The organism is Thalassoroseus sp. (assembly GCF_984380535.1).
In genome coordinates this window covers 326,625-345,480 of the sequence record NZ_CFHRBF010000005.1, presented here as the reverse complement: position 1 = coordinate 345,480, position 18,856 = coordinate 326,625, and the positions used below count along the sequence as shown (strand labels likewise).

Below are 18,856 nucleotides of genomic sequence, written 5' to 3'. Positions count from 1 at the left end.
GTAAGGGCCAAAAGTCTGTATGACACCAAACGATCGGCTGCTGAGACTGCTGAGAATTGTGCGACTCCTGCAATCCGGTCGGCCGTACACGTCGACCGAACTGGCAAAAGAAAGTGGTGTGAGTCAGCGAACGATCTTTCGCGATCTTCAACTCTTGCAGAGAGCCGGCGTTGTATACGGCCGAGACGACGCAGACACCGGCTACATCCTGCAAGATGCCACGTTGTTACCATCGACCGATTTCACGATTTCGGAAACTCTTGCGTTACTGGTGCTGTGCAACGAACTCGGGCACACCACCAGCGGGATTCCTTTTCAACGCGATGCCCGGTCGGCCGCTTTGAAACTTCTCAGCAACTTGCCGGCGGAGTTACGCGACGAACTCGGCGAATTGACTCGGGCAATTTCAATTGATCTTGGTCCGCACAACACGTTGCATCACGCCCATGCGGCGTACGATGCCCTCACCATGGCAATCGCTGACGGACGGAAAACCCGTATCATCTACGGGAGTTTGAGCGGTGAGGGCACAATCGAAACGACCCTTTCCCCTTATCATTTGATGTTCAAACGACGGAGTTGGTACGTCGTCGGCTATTCGGATTTGCACGACGAAACGCGAATCTTCAATGTGGGACGGATTCAATCGTGGGAGATGCTCTCGGACGAGTACGAAATCCCCGCGAGTTTCAAAATCGAACGCTTCCTCGGCAATGCCTGGGCTTTGATCCCCGAACGGGGCAAACGAACACGGGTTGTCCTGCGATTTCAACCGATGGTCGCCAAGAACGTCGCTGAAGTCCGTTGGCATAAGACGCAGCAAATCTTTTGGAACGATGACGAAACATTGGATTTTCAGGTCGTTGTCGACGGACTCACCGAGATTCGCTGGTGGATTCTTGGGTATGGTGCCCAAGTCGAAGTGCTCGAACCTCTGGAACTTCGCCGCGACATCCGCAATGCCATCCAGCAAATGCAACAGATTTACAGTGAGGACGATTAAAGAAGTGTGCATCACGTCCGGTTTCGCATTTGTGGACGACGGTCTCACCGAACAGTTGATGGGGAAAGAGGTTGAGTGACATGCCCACCGCTTGGGGTAGGCATGAGCCAGCGAGGTTCGCATGTCGAATCATGTCCATGCAAAGTCGTGGACATGTCGTCCTTTCCATTTTCTATACACGAAATCGTCCATCACGCCCCCGCCCCCGACTTGCTCCGAGGGATTGATTTTCCGGGCTGGCGGTGTTAAATCCGAACAGGCAGCCCTCTGGTTTCGTCCCGTGGCGTGAACCGGAGGGTTTTGTTGTACATGCGTTACCTGTTTGTCCCGCGATCGCTTTGCCCTCTGCTTTGATATGACCAAGCATATTTTCGTTACCGGTGGTGTTGTGAGTTCCTTGGGCAAGGGGCTGACGAGTGCGTCGATCGGTTTGGTGCTGGAACGACACGGCCTGTCCGTACGGATGCAAAAGCTCGATCCGTACCTCAATGTCGACCCCGGAACCATGAGCCCGTATCAACACGGCGAGGTGTACGTGCTCGACGATGGTGCCGAAACCGATTTAGATCTCGGCCACTACGAACGGTTCACGAACAGCCCGCTTTCGCGGGAATCGAATTACACCTCCGGTCAGATTTACCAACGAGTGATCGAACGGGAACGACGCGGCGAATATCTCGGGCGGACCGTGCAAGTCATTCCGCACGTGACCGACCAAATCAAAGAGTGCATCCTCAATCTCGCGCGGGCGGATGTCGATGTCGTCATCACCGAACTCGGGGGAACCGTTGGCGATATTGAAGGGCTGCCGTTCTTGGAAGCGATTCGGCAAATTCCGCTGGATGTCGGCAAAGAGAATTGCCTGTTCATTCACCTTACGCTCGTGCCCTATCTGAAAGCCGCTCGCGAAGCGAAAACGAAACCGACGCAACACAGCGTTGGGTTGTTGCGACAGATCGGGATTCAGCCGGACGTGCTCATCGTCCGCACGGAACGCGAAATCGAACGCGAACATCTCGACAAGATCGCATCGTTCTGCAACGTGGAACCGAAGGCCGTCATCGAGGAAGTCGACAAGGAATTTTCGATCTACGAAGTGCCATTGGGATTGGTGGATCACAAACTCGATCAGCTCATCATTCAGAAACTCGGCCTGAACGCCAACCCATTACAAATGGATGACTGGCAAGCGTTGATGCAACGAGTTCGGCATCCCGATTCCGAAGTGCGAGTCGCGGTTGTCGGGAAGTACATCGACCACCGTGATGCCTACAAATCGATTTATGAGGCCCTCGATCACGCCGGTTTTAGTCACTCCGCACGAGTGTTAGTCAAACGGATCGAAGCCGAGGATTTGCAGAAAGAAGGGGCCGACCAGCTGCTGCGTGGCGTCGACGGAATTCTCGTTCCCGGCGGATTCGGTATGCGGGGGATTGAAGGTAAAATCGAAGCCGTGCAATACGCCCGCGAAAATGACATTCCATACTTTGGGATTTGTCTTGGCATGCAGGTCGCGGTGATCGAGTTCGCTCGCAACGTGCTTGGCCTGACGCAGGCACATAGCACCGAGTTCGCCGCGGACACGCCTGATCCGGTCATCTGCATTCTCGAAGAGCAAAAAACCGTCACGGACAAAGGCGGTACGATGCGGCTTGGTGCCCAACCTTGTCGACTCAAAGAGGGTTCACGGGTCGCCGAGTGTTACGGGGCGACGGAAATCACGGAGCGACATCGGCACCGTTACGAGTTCAACCCGGAATACGAAGACCGATTCGTATCAGCCGGTTTATCTCCGAGCGGCACCCACGAAAGTGGCATGCTGGTGGAAGTTGTCGAACTCCCCGACCATCCGTGGTTCATCGCCGTGCAGTTCCACCCGGAGTTTCGGTCCAAACCCCACGATGCACATCCGCTGTTCCGTGATTTCATCGGAGCGGCATTGCGACGGCAGAAAGATCGTGCCGGCTCGGGCGTGCATTAGGTCTGTAACTTTTGGTGTTCCTCGACGATATTTCTGCGAGTCACTGGTTAACCCAACGTCTTGGCTGCGGTTACATTCCTGAGATGCAACTGATCTGAAAAGCCAATGAAACCGAGGGTTCGACCATGAAGATTTTTGCTCCTGCTGTGATCGGCACAGGCATCGGTGTTTTTTCGCTTGCGATGATGGTGGGTAGTGTCGCCATCTTCGGACCGACCGCAACGCCATCGAACGGATTGACAGTGGCTGTCGATACGTTGCAAACGTCCGTGTACCTGCTGATACTCGGTTGGCCCGTTGCAGCCTTGATGGGTGGACTCAGCGGCGCGGTGCTCGGATTGTGGAGCACCGACCTGGGGTCTTTGGCATCGTCAGAACCGGCGGTTCCAGACAGCCGAGAAACCGATCACGCGAAGCAAAACGCACTGGCCACACGAATTGCCCGTAAACCCCGGACAACTCGCTCGAGTGGATTCAACCAACCCGCGTGAACTTCCCCCATCACCGTGCTACACTCCTCATGCGCTGAATCCATTGCGTTTTGCCCGTTATTAGACGGAATGGTCGTGTCGTTCTAAAATCGTCCGTATGAATCACGACTTGGTGTGTCATGGCTCTGTGAGCCGTGTTGTCTCGGTTCTCTAAGAAGCACGGCTGAGACAGCCGTGGCACACGTCAACGACGGGCTGTCTTGAGGAGACAAACGAATGCCGTTGAGCCAGTTCCTGATTGCATTATGTTGTGCGTTGTTTTCAACTATCGGAATCACTGAAGCGGCATCGTTGCGGGTCGGAACTTTTACCGTCGATGCCTCCCCGCCAATCGGCAGTCCGTTGGCATACGACCCCTGCGATTCCGTGCAACTTCCGCTGACTTGCTGTGGTATCGTGCTGCTCGGGAATGATCAACCAATCGTCCTGTGTGCACTCGATTGGATCGGCATCGGTAACGGTGGTCATGATGAATGGCGAACGGAACTTGCGAAAGCCGCAGGTACTTCGCCCGGTCGTGTTTCCGTCCATACACTCCACCAACACGATGCCCCCATTTGCGATTTTGAAACTGCCGATCTGGTCGCGAAACACGGTTTGGACGGGTACCGATTCGATAACAACTTCGGTCGTGAAATCCTCAGCCAAGCCAGTGATGCGGTGAAACACGCCATCAAAAATGCCGTACCGGTCACGCACATCGGGCTGGGTTCCGGTGAAGTGCAGAAGGTCGCTTCGAACCGTCGCATCCTCGACGAGAATGGCAAAGTCCGCGCGGTTCGGTACACCGCCACGCTTGATCCGAAATTGCGAGCCGAACCGGAGGGAACGATCGATCCGCTGTGTCGCGTGATCAGTTTCTTCCAGAACGAACAACCCGTCGCGGTCGTGTCGTACTATGCGACCCATCCGCAAAGTTATTACCGCACCGGCAAAGCCAACCCGGACTTTCCTGGCATGGCTCGGATGATGCGTAACGAAGCACTGCAAACTGCCGAAAAAACCGGGCCGTTGCATATCCACTTCAACGGTGCGGGCGGCAACATTGGTGCGGGCAAATACAACGACGGATCGCCGGAGAATCGCCTCATCCTCGCCCGACGACTCGCCGAAGGCATGCGACTCGCCTGGGAAGACAGTCACGAAAATCGCCGCCCGATCGTCGTCGAAGATCTGAATTGGAAGTCCACCACCGTGCAACTGCCGCCGGCGAAACATCTCGATGAAAAGACGCTGCTCGCGATACTCGAAGACGACGAACAAAACGCCGACGCACGCGTGGCTGCCGCTCGCAGTCTCGTATGGCTCAAGCGATGTCAGAAAGGTGTCGGTGTCGAGATCGGTTGTCTCACACTCGGCGATGCTCGCGTCTTGCATATGCCAGGTGAGTTGGTTGTCGAATACCAACTCGAAGCGCAAAAAATGCGGCCGGACTTGTTCGTCGCCATGGCCGCCTATGCGGATTACGCACCTGGTTACATTTGCCGATCGATTCACTACGAAGAAGGCGGTTACGAATCCAGCCAACGCGCCAGCCGCGTTGCTCCGGAAGTGGAAGACGTCCTGCGAACCGCGATGCAGGAATTGCTAGACGTCTCCGACAAGTGATTTGACTTGAGGTGGCATGTCCATGGCTTTGCATGGGCATGAAAAACACTGTTGCAACTCCAAGCATGCCTAACCCAAAGCGGTCGGCATGCGACATAGACGACATTATAAAGCACGATGAGAATTGGAATTTTTGCGGACACGCACGATCACGTCGACAACGTCCGGCATGCAGTCAATGTGTTCAACGCTGAGAAATGCGAATTGGTCATCTTCGCGGGCGACTTCTGTTCGCCGATCGTGATTCCCTCGCTGCGGAATCTGTATTGTCGTGTGCTCGCGGTGCTGGGCGACAACGACGGTAACATCATCGGCATCAAGGGCGGAATGAAGATCATCGGCGAAGTCGCCAACGGTCCGGTCGGGTTGCGAACTCCCGACGGCATTCGCATTCTGATCGGACATACGATCGATTCGCTCCGCGGTTTGGTCGCCGACGCGGATGTCGTCATCCACGCCCACTCACACCGCGCTCAAATCGAACGCACCGAACGTCGGTTGGTCATCAATCCCGGCGAAACTAGCGGCTGGTTCTATCGCAAACCGACCGTCGCGATCCTCGACACTGCCCCCCTCGACGCCCGCTTGGTCGCCCTGCCGGAGATGGATTCGCGGGTGGATATCGTGGACGATATGAGAAGCAAGGTGTAGGCTGATCATGAGGTGAGAAGACACGGCCATGCTCAAAACAATTCGTGAGTGGTACATCTCTCGTCTCATCAAGAAGCTGGGCCATCCGTCTGACCGGGTGGGTGGGAAAGCCGAACAGCGATTGGTTTGGTTGGGACGTGATGCAATTCGCGAAGTCCAGCCGCTCGCGAATCATCCTAATCCCCAAGTTCGCTATCGTGCGGTTTGGATCCTCGGCAAATCGCGAGATCCGGACTTCTTCGAGACGATTGTGTCAAAGGTTGGAGATCCCGATCATCGCGTGGCATATGATGCCATTCTGGCTCTTGGTGAATTGAGAGACCCACGTGCCATCCCTCACCTGCAAGCCTTGCCGGAACGACACCAGGATCATCCAGACGGCTTGGAGAGTGCAGCGCTCATGGCATTGGCGAAACTTGGTATCACTCGCGAAACCGAATGAGTTGAACATACACAGGATGCTCGACTGAGAATGCAGAATTCAGGATTCCTTAACTCGAAGTTGATCGTAGAACTCTTTCTCTTGATGTCACTGTCGGTGTTCGTCATGGCTATGACGATGAACGACCAGTACGACGGTGCGAGTTTCGAGCAGATTCAGTTTGGGCTCCTGATCCTGATCGTTCCATCGATCGGCATCGCAGCGATTTGGTGTGCTCTGAGTTGGTGGCTATCACGGATGCAAATTGACTTGGCCGTTCAATACGGCATGTTTCTCGTGTTCTTATTGTTCGCCGGTTCCTTAGGGAACTGGGTTGCCAGGGCTGCGAATTTCTAGGGCCGAGTTGCTAGGACCCGGCCCAGGCGACTCGGCTGAAACGGTCGAGAGATTTCGCTATTTCTTTGATTCGAGGGTGGCGGCTCCGAAATGTTTCTTCCCGAACTGATCGGTCAGGGAATAAGCGAGTGCGATCACACCGTTTCGGAGATTACCCCGGGCATAAATTTTGCCTCGCCCGATGACCGGCGTCTCGATAATGACAAGCCCGTCACCGCTCACTGGCGCTGTTCCGGAAACCGGAAGTTCGACCTTTTCATTGTCCTTCCCCTTAAAGGCAATCGCCCCGGTGAATTTCTTGCCATCACGTGTGGCAATCGAGATCGCCCAAGGCGTTTTCTTGTCCTTACTGACAGTAGCCAGGCCGGCCCACACGACGCCGGTATGAAACTGGTCTGTCTGACGAGTACGGCTATCATCGTCCATACCGTCATCATCTTTCCCGCTTCGGTTTCCCGCTTCTTTGCGGAGTGTCTCGTTTTCCTTTTCTAACAGTTCGATGGTTCTCTCGGCCAGTTCCAACTTGGCCTCCAAGAGTTCGATTTTCTGCTTGAGATCGTCGATCTCGCCAGCTTCGACCGGGGAACTCAACGCCCAAAGCCCCATTGTGAATCCGCAGATTGCAATCCAATTTCTAGAATGCCCGCTCATTCGTCTGTTCCCTGATTCTCGACCAAAAATAGGAAGTAACGTTCGCGTGCCGGCATGGCACGACGAAACACTAGAATGCCGAACAGCCTACACGACACATTGACAAATGTCTAACAGCAAAACTGTAAAACCGAAGGCTTGTCGCATCATCATCCATTCGTGTTCGGTTGTCGGTAAGACGGCTCAACTGCTACAACATGGTGGGTAATTCAAAGGAAATGACGCGAATGGACGCATCATGCATAATGTGTTGGCTTTAGTGCTCGCGGGTGGCAAAGGGAGTCGGCTGGAACCGCTGACCCGGGATCGGGCAAAACCGGCCGTCCCGTTTGGCAGCGGTTATCGAATCATCGACTTTACGCTGTCCAACTGCATCAATAGCGGTTTGCGGCGGATGTTGGTGCTCACGCAGTACAAAGCCGCCAGTCTCGATCGGCATATCAATCTCGGTTGGCGGTTTCTCTGTCGCGAGTTGAACGAGTTCATCGATGTCCTCCCGCCACAACAACGGCTCGATGAAAACTGGTATCAAGGCACCGCTGATGCCGTCTACCAGAACATCTACACCATCGAAAAAATCGGAGCCGAATACACGCTGATTCTCTCCGGCGACCATATCTACAAGATGGACTACGCCGAACTCATTCGCGACCACATCGACTCCGGTGCCGATGCAACCGTCGCATGCATTCCGGTCCCGCTGCACGAGGGTTCGGATTTCGGCATTATGCACATCGACCCCGATCACAACGTACTGTCCTTCGACGAGAAACCCGCCGAGCCGGAGTGCATTCCGGGTGATCCCGAACACTGTCTGGCGTCGATGGGCGTGTACGTGTTCAAGACGGATTTTCTGTTCGAGCAGTTATGTCAAGACGCTACCGTCGCTGGTAGTCGGCACGACTTCGGGCACAACATCATTCCCAACATGATCGGCACGCGGAAAGTGCGGGCGTATCCGTTTCGCGACAAGAACACGGGCGAGCGGTGTTACTGGCGAGATGTCGGCACACTCGATGCGTATTACGAAGCCAACATGGATTTGGTGCACGTCGATCCGCAGTTAAATCTTTATGATCCAACGTGGGAAATTCGCACCTATCACCCGCCGCTGCCACCACCGAAGTTTGTGTTCAACGATGCCAACGTAGCCGAACCTCGCGTCGGGACGGCTCTCGATAGTGTGGTCGGTCTGGGATGTATTCTGTCCGGGGGCAAAGTGGAACGATCGATGCTCTCGCCGGGCGTCCGTGTGAATAGCTGGGCACACGTGGAAGATTCGATTTTGTTCGAAGGCGTCGATATCGGTCGTCACGCGAAAGTGCGAAAAGCCATCATCGACAAGAACGTCCACATCCCCGCCGGCATGGAAATCGGCTATGATCCCGAACTCGACAAGTCCCGCGGCTTCACCATCTCCGAAGGCGGAGTCACCGTGATCCCGCTCGGAACGCGTTTGGAGTAACTCGTAGGGTGCGTCGCGACGCACCAATTTCGAAACACGTGAAAACCAGGTGCTTCACGACGCACCCTACAGTTTCGAGCGAAAACAACTGACAACCCACAACAAACAACTGACAAAACCAATGCTTGATCTGCAATATATCTGTGATAATGCCGACGCCGTGCGGGAGAACTGCGAACGGCGAGGTGTGAAAGTGGACTTGGAAAAAGTTCTGGCTCTGCGTGGGCAACGCAGCGAGTCAATTCAACTCGTTGACCAAAAGCGGAAGGACCAGAAAGAAGTCTCCGGCAAAATTCCCAAAGCGTCGGCGGAAGACAAGCCGAAGTTCATCGCCGAAGGCAAGCAACTCCGCGAGGAGATCAGCGAAGCCGAAGCGAAACTCAAGGAAATCGAAGCCGAACTGTTCGCCGAACAGAGTCGCATTCCGAACATGACCCATCCCGACGCCCCGATCGGTGGCGAAGACGATGCGAGAGTCGTACGGACTTGGGGAGAGAAACCGGCGTTTGATTTCAAACCGCTCGATCATGTGGAGTTGGCGGAAAAGCATGACTTGATCGACTTCGAAGCCGGCACGCGAGTGGCGGGTGCGGGATTCTATTTCCTCAAGAACGAAGCCGTGCTGCTGGAAATGGCGCTCGTGCAGTATGCCCTCACGACGCTCTACCAACGCGGTTTCGTGTTGCACTCCACGCCCGACTTGGCCAAGAACGATGTGCTGTTCGGCACTGGTTATACGCCACGCGGTGATGAAACGCAGATTTACTCCATCGAAAATACCGATCTCAGTTTGGTCGCGACGGCGGAAATCACACTCGGCGGTTCGTTGCGGGATGAGATTGTCGATTACGACAAGTTGCCGCTCAAGTACGCGGGTGTTTCACACTGTTTCCGCACCGAAGCGGGTGCCCATGGCCGGGCGAGTCGCGGGATTTACCGGGTGCATCAATTCACGAAGGTCGAGATGTTCGGCTTCACCGCCCCGGACAACGCCGCCTCCGATGCCTTCCACGAGGAAGTGGTGGAGATCGAAGAAGCGATCTTCCAGGCGCTCAAACTTCCGTATCAGGTGATTGACACGGCCACGGGCGATCTCGGCGGAGCGGCGTATCGCAAGTACGATTTGGAAGCCTGGATGCCCGGTCGTGATGCGTACGGCGAAGTCACCAGTGCGTCGAACTGCACCGATTACCAAGCCCGTCGTCTCGGCATTCGTACCCGTGTGCCCGAGCAGAAAGGCACGCAGTTCGTGCACACGCTCAACGGTACCGCGGTCGCGATTAGTCGGGCGTTGATTGCCGTCCTTGAAAACAATCAGCAAGCCGACGGCAGCATCGTCATCCCCGAAGTGCTGCGGCCCTGGGTCGGTAAAGACAAGATCGGTTGATTCCCTCAGAGTTGAAAAAGGTTCACAATGAGAGACAAGGGTGGCATGGCCACGGCTCGGAGTGGCCATGATTCCGCATACCAACTCGACCATGCCCACGCAAAGCCGTGGGCATGCCACACATGATCTCAGGTCTCGTAGTTTATTAGTTTTTCGATCAAAACGAAATTTGTTGCTTCATGCTCGAATTGCGAGGCGTTAGCAAAATTTATCGCGGCGAGACGGTGCTGCATCCGCTGGATCTCTCCATCGACGCGGCGGAGAATTTGGTGCTCATCGGGCCAAGTGGGTGTGGGAAATCGACCACGTTGCGGTTGATGATGGGACTCATCCGAGCCGACAGTGGCGAAGTGTTGTTCGACAACACGAAACTCACTCCCGAGAACGTGCTCGAACTCCGGCAGCGGATGGGTTATGTCATTCAGGATGGCGGATTGTTTCCGCACCTGACTGCTGCGGAGAACGTCACGCTGATGGCGCGCCATTTGAAGTGGGAGCCCAAGCGAATCAGCGAGCGACTCGAAGAACTCCGGCAGCTGACGCATCTTCAGAAAGAGTCGCTGAATCGTTATCCGGCTCAAATTTCCGGCGGACAACGTCAACGTGTCGGACTGATGCGGGCGTTGATGCTCGACCCCGATGTACTGTTCCTCGACGAACCGCTTGGGGCTCTCGACCCGATCATTCGAGCCGACCTGCAAACCGAACTTCGCGAGATTTTCAATTCGCTGCATAAGACCGTCGTGATCGTCACCCACGATTTGGCAGAGGCGGCGTACTTTGCCGACTCGGTCGTGCTGATGCGGGACGGCCGCGTCGTGCAACGGGGAACCGTTGCGGAACTCTGGGAGAAACCAGCCGACCCGTTCGTCGAGAAATTCGTGCAAGCTCAACGCAGCATTCACGCCACATAGGATCGCTCATGAATCATTTCGTCGGTCGATTCGTACTCTCTCTCACGCTGCTCGTCTGCGGAGTCGGTTGCGGACCGGGAACCGATCCGGATTCTGGTGAGGGCGACGAATCTGCCAGCATCGTCGTGGGTTCGAAGGTCTTTCCCGAGAACGTCATCCTCGGGGAAATGATGACGCAGTTGATGGAATCAACCGGTGCCAACACCATTCACGAGCGAGGCATGGGCGGGTCGCAGACGCTGTGGGAATCGTTGCGAGCGGGCGAAATCGATGCGTACCCCGAATACACCGGTACGATCCAAAAAGAACTCTTCGCCAGTCGCAATATCAAAAACGAAGACCAACTCCGCAAGCTGCTGAAGTCGGAGTTTCAAATCGAAATGAGCGAGCCGTTCGGTTTGAACAATACCTATGCGATTGGCGTGCGTAAAATCGCGCCGACGGGGATCTCCCAAGCCGACTGGGACCAAGTGACCAACATCGGCGACTTGAGAAAGTACCCCGATCTCGAATTTGCATTCAGCAATGAGTTTCTCGATCGTAACGATGGTTGGCCGGCCTTGAAGAAAGCGTTCCGTCTGCCTCACAAAAACGTGGACGGTGTCGATCATAGTTTTGCTTACGCAGGTCTGGAGAGTGGCACCGTCGATGTGATCGATCTGTATTCGACCGACCCCGACATCAAACGCCTGGATCTGAAAATTCTGAGCGACGAACTCGAAAGCGGTCGCAACTTCTTCCCGAATTACAATGCGATGATTCTATATCGCGACGACCTCAGCGTCCGCGCGCCGGAAGCGGTCGAGGCGATGTTGCAATTGGTCGGGCAGATCGACAACGAAACAATCATCCCGCTCAACGCCCGTGCCAAACTCGACAAAGTTCCCGAACCAATTGTGGCGGCGGATTATCTGCAAGAATCGTTCAATATCCAGAAAACCATCCGTCGGGAATCGCGAACCGCTCGACTGACGAAACGAACCTGGGAACACTTGCAACTGGTTGGCATCTCGGTGTTCGCGGCTGTGTTAGTTGCGGTTCCGCTGGGTGTGTTCGCGGCGAAGTCTCGGGTGCTTGGTCAGGTCGTTCTCGGCGTAACGGGCATTCTACAAACGATTCCCTCGCTGGTGCTGTTTCTCATCATGATTCCCTATCTCGGCATCGGTCCGCGACCGGTGATTGTGGGGCTGTTCCTCTACAGTTTGTTGCCGATCGTACGCAACACTTACGCAGGGCTGGCGGAAATCCCGCGACAAATCCACGAGTCCGCCGAGGCATTGGGATTACCATCATCGGCGAGATTGTGGCGAGTCGAACTGCCACTCGCAACACGGTCGATCATGGCGGGCATCAAGACGGCTGCCACGATCAACGTCGGTACGGCGACACTCGGCGGACTGATCGCTGCCGGCGGCTACGGGGCACCCATCTTCACCGGCATTCGGCGATTGGATTGGTCACTCGTCTCCGAAGGTGCAATTGCGGCCGCCGTGATGGCACTCTTCGTGCAGTTTCTCTTCGACATCGCCGAACGGTTTCTGGTGTCGCCGGGGTTGAAGGCCAAACCGGAATCGTGATCGGTCAGTTGTCAGTGGTCCGTTGAGTTCGTACTTTACGAAATCGCGTTCATCGATGAAACGACCTCCTGGAAAGACCTCTCATGGCGGAATCGAAATACCGAGAAACTCCCGAACCGATCGAAACCATGCCGCCGGGCGTGCCCTACATCGTCGGCAACGAAGCGGCGGAGCGGTTTAGTTACTACGGGATGCGGGCGATTCTGACCGTCTTCATGGCCGACTATCTCCATCTGATGTCGGACCAGATTCAACCTGCCATGAGTGAGGCGGAAGCGACCGAGCATTACCACACCTTCAGTTCCTGGGTGTATCTGTTCCCGATCTTCGGTGCACTCATCTCCGACACGCTGACGGGGAAATATCGGATCATCATTTGGGTGTCGGTGTTGTACTGCATCGGGCACTTGTCGCTCGCCATGATGGGAGCCGCCCAATTGGCCCCGGAAACCTGGATGTGGATCGGGCTATTTCTGATCGCACTCGGTTCCGGCGGGATCAAACCGTGTGTGTCAGCTCACGTGGGCGACCAGTTCGGCAGCAAGAACCAACACTTGATGCCCAAGGTTTATCAGTGGTTCTACTTTTCGATTAACTTCGGCTCGATGTTTTCGTACTTCCTCACGCCGTGGTTGTTGGAATGGTACGGTCCGCACGTTGCGTTTGGTGTGCCGGGGATTCTGATGGGAATCGCCACGCTGGCATTCTGGATGGGTCGCACGACGTTCGTGCACATGCCGCCCGCAGGTGTCAGGTTTCTGGAAGACGTCTTCAGCCGCACGGGGCTCTTCACCATCGGCAAACTGCTGTTGGTGTACTTTTCGATCTCCGCGTTTTGGGCGTTGTTTGACCAAACCGGATCGGCTTGGGTGTTGCAGGCTCAGAATATGGATCGCCAATGGCTCGGCATGTTGTGGTTGGAGTCGCAAATTGGAGCCGTCAATCCGATTCTGGTGATGCTGTTGATTCCCATTTTCCAATTCGGTCTATACCCGGCGATCAACAAAGTCTTCACGCTGACTCCACTGCGAAAAATTTCGATCGGTTTGTTCCTGGCGGCTGCATCGTTCGCATTGTCGTCCCTGATTCAGGAATGGATCGATACCGGCTCTCGTCCGTCGATTGCTTGGCAGATTCTGTCTTACGTCATTCTGACGGCCGCCGAGGTGATGGTTTCAATTACCGGTTTGGAGTTTTCCTACTCGCAGGCTCCGAAGTCGATGAAATCGGTGGTGATGTCAATTTGGCTGTTGTCGGTCTCGTTGGGGAACTATGTGACGGCGGCGGTCAACCACTTCATTCAAGTCCCCGGCATCAACCAGTTTATCAGTGATGCGAGTGGTTTAAGTATCGAGGATCAAGAGAAAACTTATAACGATCGATGGGTCGTCAAAGCTCTACCGGTCGAAGAAGCAACGGACGCCGAAGAGAAAAGCAAAACGCATGATGTGTTGGTCGCCGGTTACGATCGCAAGTTCGATACCGAAGACGACTTCCGTTTGACCTACGACCAGTATGGCAACCTAACGGATGTGTCCCCGCAGAATGCCGATGTGCTGAAGGAAGCGAAACAGCGAATTGACGAGCATTTCTTCGCGTCGGCAGAGAACGACTCCGACATGCAGTTGCCGGACGATCAAGCGGGTGCCGAATTACTAACGGGTCTTCAAGACGCAACCGGGAACGCATTGCAATTTCACCGCGTGACCCGCGATCGTTATCGGATTGTCTCCGCTGGTGCCGACGGAACTTTCGAGACGCCTTGGGACGAAGTTCTCGAAGCGAAAGTCAGTCGTGTCAATAAGAAAACGTCCGCATCGGAAGACAAGCCGCTCTCTTGGCGTGAGAAGCGAATTATCGAACTCAAAGGGGATGTCGGTCGCAAAGAAGTCGAGGAAGCTCGCGGGGAGATTCCGAAAACGAAAATCAGCGAATCGTTCACGGTCGGCGGGCAAGTCACGCTCGAAGGTGCCAGTTACTTTTGGTTCTGGACGTACGTCATGTTCGGAGCCGCTGTGTTGTTTGTGCCGATCGCGTATTTCTACAAAGACCAAACGCAAATCCCGGACGATGAATCACCCGACCACCCTGCTCCGCCCGAAGATCACGCGTTGACGAACGAGGAAACGTAAGCTGAGTCGCGTCGTCCGTAGGGTGCGTCAGGACGCACCAAGAATCCGTTCGGAAGTGCGGTGCATCGCATACGATTTTGCATTTGTATAACGAATAGGGTGGCATGCCCACAGCTTGGGGTGGGCATGGGCCAACGACGTTCGAATGTCTCATCATGCCCACGCAAAGCCGTGGGCATGCCACCCAGCCGTGCCGATCGCGTACTTCTACAAAGACCAAACGCAAATCCCAGACGATGAATCACCTGACCACCCTGCTCCGCCCGAAGACCACGCGTTGACGAACGAGGAAACGTGAACGCAATCGACCAGCGTGCATTGTTTTGGCTGAAACTAATAGATGCTTTACTGGACTTCGAGGTACTCAAGTCCTTTCGCCCGCAAGTCCTTTAAGTGACCAACCACTGTCTCAGTGGCGATGAGCCAAAAAACGCGGCCACGTATATTTTCTTGTCTGAGCGACGGTACCCCGATCTGTAGAGGATCACTTGGTAGAGCTATCGATTCCAACATTGGGAAGAATGTTGTTTCCCTAAAGCGACCACATTGAGGACACTGTCGATGAAACTGTGTGCCTGACCGCGCGACATCCACATCGATTTCAAGTCGCGGGTCGGGTACGACAAGAAGATGTTCGCGATCGCCTGGTATGGGTATTGTGGAAACGCCATGGACACCGAGTGTCACAAGTTGGTGCCAAATATCACATTTGAAGTACACGAAACCATCGTCCGTCGTATTGATATCAAATGTTGTCTTCAGCCGCAGGTCTTCGTCCAGTCCTCGGGCAATCGCTCGCCCTTCATCGAGTTTCCCACATTGTGAACAACACAGGTCGCGGTATTGTTCACGGACAGCAATCCCTTTTCTGCCACCATCGTACAAAATCCAATTGTTCCGGCGATTATCTTTGGGGACGAGCCAATAGCATCTCACTTTGGCGAAAACCTTTCCCTCACATTTCGAGGAAGTTCTGCAGGAGTTTCACGCCTTCGAGGGTGAGGAAACTTTCCGGGTGGAATTGGACGCCGTGGATGGGGTGTTTCTTGTGTCGCAGGCCCATCACTTCGCGGGGGTGGTCTTCGTCGGCGGTCCAGGCGGTGAGTTCGAAATCGCCGGAGAGTGATTCCGCCGGTACAATCAGGCTGTGATATCGCGTGGCGGTGAACGGGTTCTCTAGACCGGCGAATAAACCGGAATCGTTGTGATGCACCTGGGAGACTTTCCCATGCATCAACCGCTCGGCTCGGACGACTTGTCCGCCGAACACGTCCGCGATGCACTGATGCCCTAAACACACGCCGAGCACGGGAATCTTCGTGCCAAATTCCGAGATGATCTCCCGCGACAAACCGGAATCGTTCGGCGTGCCGGGACCGGGGGAAATGATGACACGTTCAGGTTGCCAACTGGCGATTTCATCCAACGTGGTTTGGTCGTTTCGAGCGACGCGGATCTCAAGCGATGAGTCCATTTCGCCCAGACGCTGAACGAGGTTCCAAGTGAATGAATCGTAGTTGTCGAGAACGAAGATCATCGGCGTATTAGTCGGAGTTGCGAACGGGATCGAGACGACGTGCAGTCATCGTATCACTCGACACAATTCCTGACCAGGGGTTCGTTTTCGACTTCCAGGAGACAGAACCCGCGACGGTCAATCGTCAACGGCTTTAGGCGGCCGGTCCGAAAAGTTTGCGGATGAGGTCGCGGAGTTGTTCCGTGTTCCCGCCTTCGCGTTGTGACTGCAGATACCGCAGATCGACGAAGACCAAAGCCGGTTGGTTGGCACACGTATCATGGGCCACTTGAGCCAACAGTTTCTGCTCAGAGCCGTTCAGTCGATGGACTTTGCAGAGTTGTTCGAATAGGTCGTAGGGTGTGTCGCTGGCGGTTGTCTGGGCGATGCGATAGCGATCCCACCAGTATAAGCCGACCCATATGCCCACAATGACGACCAAAAGCCCGGCGAAGAACAGAAAGTTCCCAAATGATGCCGAGTGGCGACTCCAACGCGTGAATGCATTGGCCAACTCGGAGATCGAGGCGAACGTCGAGACTGGAATATTCATCGGGGTGGCCCTCAAACTTCTGCGGAAGCGATTGTGGAGACCGAGGGATTCGGTTCGTCCACGTTTTGGTCGGCGATTAATTCCGCCAGGTTCACCAAGGCCGATTCCACCGCCTCGCGAACTCGAATGTTCGGGTCGTTTCGCTGTTGTTGCAGTCGGTCAATCACCGGCTGAACCGGCATCACGGTCAATGTCTCCACGACGGCACGCCGGATTTGCTCGTCTTCGTCGTCAAGCAATTCCAGAAGCGTAGGCAGCACATGCCAATGCAAACCCAACGATACCGACCCGGTGATCGCTCTAAGTCGACGCTGACGGATCGGGTGATAAAACTCCTTCGCCAACTGTTCCGTAGCGGTGGGGTCGATCTTGAGAACCAACTTCCCCGCTTGTTCGGCGGAGTCTTCGTCGAACCGGTCGTAAGAAGCCAAGACCCGCTCCAACCCGAAATCGGACAGTTCTCCACGGGCGGCATCTCGCACGACGTCTTCCGTGCTGTCTAACCCGTTGACCAATCGTTCGAGAGCATCGGGCAGGCGTTGTTGTCGGACCTGCGTCAGTGCCCATGCTTGGGACTCGGGTTGATTGGAGTTGAGAGCATCGGTCACAATCTCCCGGACCGACTCCCCCTTAACCGACATGCCGCCGGACAGCACCAAGTCACGAGCTTCGAATGTGCCGTTGCGTAACATCCATTCGCGAACCTGCGTTTTGAGTTGATCGGCGACCGCGACGTGCGTCAACAACCGCAGCACTGCAGGTTGCAACGATTCCGGGAGCAGCGGAAGCACTTCGTCCGGGTTTTGCAGCCAAGACATCTTTTCGATTTGCTGGAGATTTCGGACCTGCATTGTCGTCGGATTCTTCGGCAACCAACGCAAGACTGTCGCGATAAACTCCAGATCGGACCGTTCACTGAGAATCTCCAAAGCCTTCAGTGGCGGACGGGCGGTGCTCAAGAACTGCAGGGTCAATTCCATGATGCCCGGATGGGTGCTGGTCTGCAGGACTTCGAAGACGTGCTGGCGGATTTCACTCCCATTGCGGCTAAGAACCGCTCGGATGGCTTCATCGTTCGGTTGCCCTAAGATCAGAATCGCTTCGATGATGACTTCGCGATACAACGATTTCGTCAAGCTCGGGCCGGAGATATTGAGCGTCATCAGACTGGCATCACGGGTTTGCTTCGCCTGGGCGTGACGCGGATCGGTCGATCGTGTCCGCAGTTGATCGTACACACGATCGACAAGGCCACGGAATGTCGCCACCATGCGGTCGTCGACGAACTCGGGAAACTCGCACAGACACTGGGCCACCAATGGCAGCAAATTTCCGCTGGGGCTGGCGTCGAGGATGCCTATGACATCGATGGAAGCATCCCCACGCGTGGTGAGACACTTTCGCAATGGGCCTGTCAGCTGAATGGCATTCAGAACAAGCCGATCCTGGCCTTCCTGCGTCAGATTCCCGAATTGTCGGAGTAACTCGATCTGCGCGCGTGCGGAACTGTACTCGACAATCGCATCCACGGCAGCGACCTGCACACCGGCGTGGGGAACTTCCAATGCTTTCAGCAATGTTGGCAGTGCATGGTCGCTACGCGACGTTGCCAACGCTCGCATTGTCAGAGAAACGGGTTGTGTCATAAAGCAGTTCACTTTTCAACGTCTGCGGGGGCTGTCGTCACGAATGAAGCCGAACCCACACGTTCATGCCATCACCCCGAACATGGTTCAGCCGCAATTCAATAGAGACGATGACACCCGCTTGGGCCGAATGTTTTCGTCAACGGTTATCCCTCGATGGAGTCCGAACCTCCGTTTTTTGTGATCGGTCACACAATGAAAGGTATGGGTTTCCTTGAACCCTCTTGTAGGATGACGTGCTACCAACAGCTGCCAATCAGGCTTGCAACTGCCGGTCATCGACATCACACGCCGAAAGCTGCGATGCGATTTATCACTTCTGAAAAAAGCATGTGTCACGCCGCGTGTTTTCGTCCCGATTGCAATGAGTTTATCGGTGACTTTCAGTCAAATTCCCAAACGCACCACATAGAGGCATTGCGACCTTTACGATCGGCTTAGCAAGAATTTCTGGAGAAATCGGCCCTTTACAGTACGCGTTCTCTTAGAATTTGAGAAAACGC

18 protein-coding genes are annotated in these 18,856 nt (G+C 55.0%); 13 read left to right on the top strand and 5 right to left on the bottom strand.

What is annotated here, in order from left to right; all coding sequences use genetic code 11:
* Positions 1-19 precede the first annotated feature (19 nt).
* The 7 genes from AC5DDB_RS09045 to AC5DDB_RS09015 all read left to right on the top strand — a co-directional run bounded on the left by AC5DDB_RS09045 (position 20) and on the right by AC5DDB_RS09015 (position 6,512).
* A complete protein-coding gene (locus AC5DDB_RS09045) occupies positions 20-1,003 on the top strand; it encodes a helix-turn-helix transcriptional regulator (protein ID WP_491739387.1) in 984 nt (327 codons plus the stop codon).
* Between the two features lie 355 nt (positions 1,004-1,358).
* Positions 1,359-2,984: a CTP synthase gene (pyrG, locus tag AC5DDB_RS09040; RefSeq protein ID WP_491739386.1), complete on the top strand. Its 1,626-nt coding sequence runs from the start codon at positions 1,359-1,361 to the stop codon at positions 2,982-2,984.
* Between the two features lie 125 nt (positions 2,985-3,109).
* Positions 3,110-3,475, top strand: coding sequence for a hypothetical protein (locus tag AC5DDB_RS09035; RefSeq protein ID WP_491739385.1), 366 nt, complete (start codon positions 3,110-3,112; stop codon positions 3,473-3,475).
* A gap of 216 nt (positions 3,476-3,691) precedes the next feature.
* Complete coding sequence (locus AC5DDB_RS09030; protein ID WP_491739384.1) at positions 3,692-5,083, top strand: hypothetical protein; 1,392 nt, start codon at positions 3,692-3,694, stop codon at positions 5,081-5,083.
* A gap of 117 nt (positions 5,084-5,200) precedes the next feature.
* Positions 5,201-5,734, top strand: a complete 534-nt coding sequence (locus AC5DDB_RS09025; RefSeq protein ID WP_491739383.1) for a YfcE family phosphodiesterase — start codon at positions 5,201-5,203, stop codon at positions 5,732-5,734.
* Positions 5,735-5,762: 28 nt separating this feature from the next.
* Positions 5,763-6,176 carry a HEAT repeat domain-containing protein gene (locus AC5DDB_RS09020; RefSeq protein WP_491739382.1) on the top strand — a complete coding sequence of 138 codons (414 nt, stop codon included), beginning with the start codon at positions 5,763-5,765 and terminating at the stop codon, positions 6,174-6,176.
* 30 nt (positions 6,177-6,206) lie between these two features.
* Positions 6,207-6,512: a hypothetical protein gene (locus AC5DDB_RS09015; RefSeq protein ID WP_491739381.1), complete on the top strand. Its 306-nt coding sequence runs from the start codon at positions 6,207-6,209 to the stop codon at positions 6,510-6,512.
* A 57-nt stretch (positions 6,513-6,569) separates the two neighbouring features.
* On the opposite strand, the gene AC5DDB_RS09010 is transcribed toward AC5DDB_RS09015, so the two are convergent.
* A complete protein-coding gene (locus AC5DDB_RS09010; RefSeq protein WP_491739380.1) occupies positions 6,570-7,163 on the bottom strand; it encodes a hypothetical protein in 594 nt (197 codons plus the stop codon).
* Between the two features lie 238 nt (positions 7,164-7,401).
* Between AC5DDB_RS09010 and glgC the strand changes: the two genes are divergently transcribed.
* The 6 genes from glgC to AC5DDB_RS08980 all read left to right on the top strand — a co-directional run bounded on the left by glgC (position 7,402) and on the right by AC5DDB_RS08980 (position 14,936).
* Positions 7,402-8,628 carry a glucose-1-phosphate adenylyltransferase gene (glgC, locus tag AC5DDB_RS09005; RefSeq protein WP_491739379.1) on the top strand — a complete coding sequence of 409 codons (1,227 nt, stop codon included), beginning with the start codon at positions 7,402-7,404 and terminating at the stop codon, positions 8,626-8,628.
* Between the two features lie 121 nt (positions 8,629-8,749).
* A complete protein-coding gene (serS, locus tag AC5DDB_RS09000) occupies positions 8,750-10,015 on the top strand; it encodes a serine--tRNA ligase (RefSeq protein ID WP_491739378.1) in 1,266 nt (421 codons plus the stop codon).
* Positions 10,016-10,194: 179 nt separating this feature from the next.
* Positions 10,195-10,929: an ATP-binding cassette domain-containing protein gene (locus tag AC5DDB_RS08995; RefSeq protein ID WP_491739377.1), complete on the top strand. Its 735-nt coding sequence runs from the start codon at positions 10,195-10,197 to the stop codon at positions 10,927-10,929.
* A gap of 8 nt (positions 10,930-10,937) precedes the next feature.
* Positions 10,938-12,506, top strand: coding sequence for a glycine betaine ABC transporter substrate-binding protein (locus AC5DDB_RS08990; protein ID WP_491739376.1), 1,569 nt, complete (start codon positions 10,938-10,940; stop codon positions 12,504-12,506).
* Between the two features lie 83 nt (positions 12,507-12,589).
* Positions 12,590-14,638, top strand: a complete 2,049-nt coding sequence (locus tag AC5DDB_RS08985; protein ID WP_491739375.1) for a POT family MFS transporter — start codon at positions 12,590-12,592, stop codon at positions 14,636-14,638.
* Positions 14,639-14,783: 145 nt separating this feature from the next.
* A complete protein-coding gene (locus AC5DDB_RS08980; RefSeq protein WP_491739374.1) occupies positions 14,784-14,936 on the top strand; it encodes a hypothetical protein in 153 nt (50 codons plus the stop codon).
* Positions 14,937-14,983: 47 nt separating this feature from the next.
* On the opposite strand, the gene AC5DDB_RS08975 is transcribed toward AC5DDB_RS08980, so the two are convergent.
* The 4 genes from AC5DDB_RS08975 to AC5DDB_RS08960 all read right to left on the bottom strand — a co-directional run bounded on the left by AC5DDB_RS08975 (position 14,984) and on the right by AC5DDB_RS08960 (position 18,353).
* On the bottom strand, positions 14,984-15,574 hold the full coding sequence (locus AC5DDB_RS08975) for a hypothetical protein (protein WP_491739373.1): 591 nt from the start codon (positions 15,572-15,574) through the stop codon (positions 14,984-14,986).
* A gap of 19 nt (positions 15,575-15,593) precedes the next feature.
* Positions 15,594-16,175 (bottom strand): anthranilate synthase component II, encoded by a 582-nt coding sequence (locus AC5DDB_RS08970; RefSeq protein WP_491739372.1) that lies wholly within the window; start codon positions 16,173-16,175, stop codon positions 15,594-15,596.
* A gap of 133 nt (positions 16,176-16,308) precedes the next feature.
* Positions 16,309-16,707 (bottom strand): hypothetical protein, encoded by a 399-nt coding sequence (locus AC5DDB_RS08965; protein ID WP_491739371.1) that lies wholly within the window; start codon positions 16,705-16,707, stop codon positions 16,309-16,311.
* An 11-nt stretch (positions 16,708-16,718) separates the two neighbouring features.
* A complete protein-coding gene (locus AC5DDB_RS08960) occupies positions 16,719-18,353 on the bottom strand; it encodes a HEAT repeat domain-containing protein (RefSeq protein WP_491739370.1) in 1,635 nt (544 codons plus the stop codon).
* Positions 18,354-18,856 lie beyond the last annotated feature (503 nt).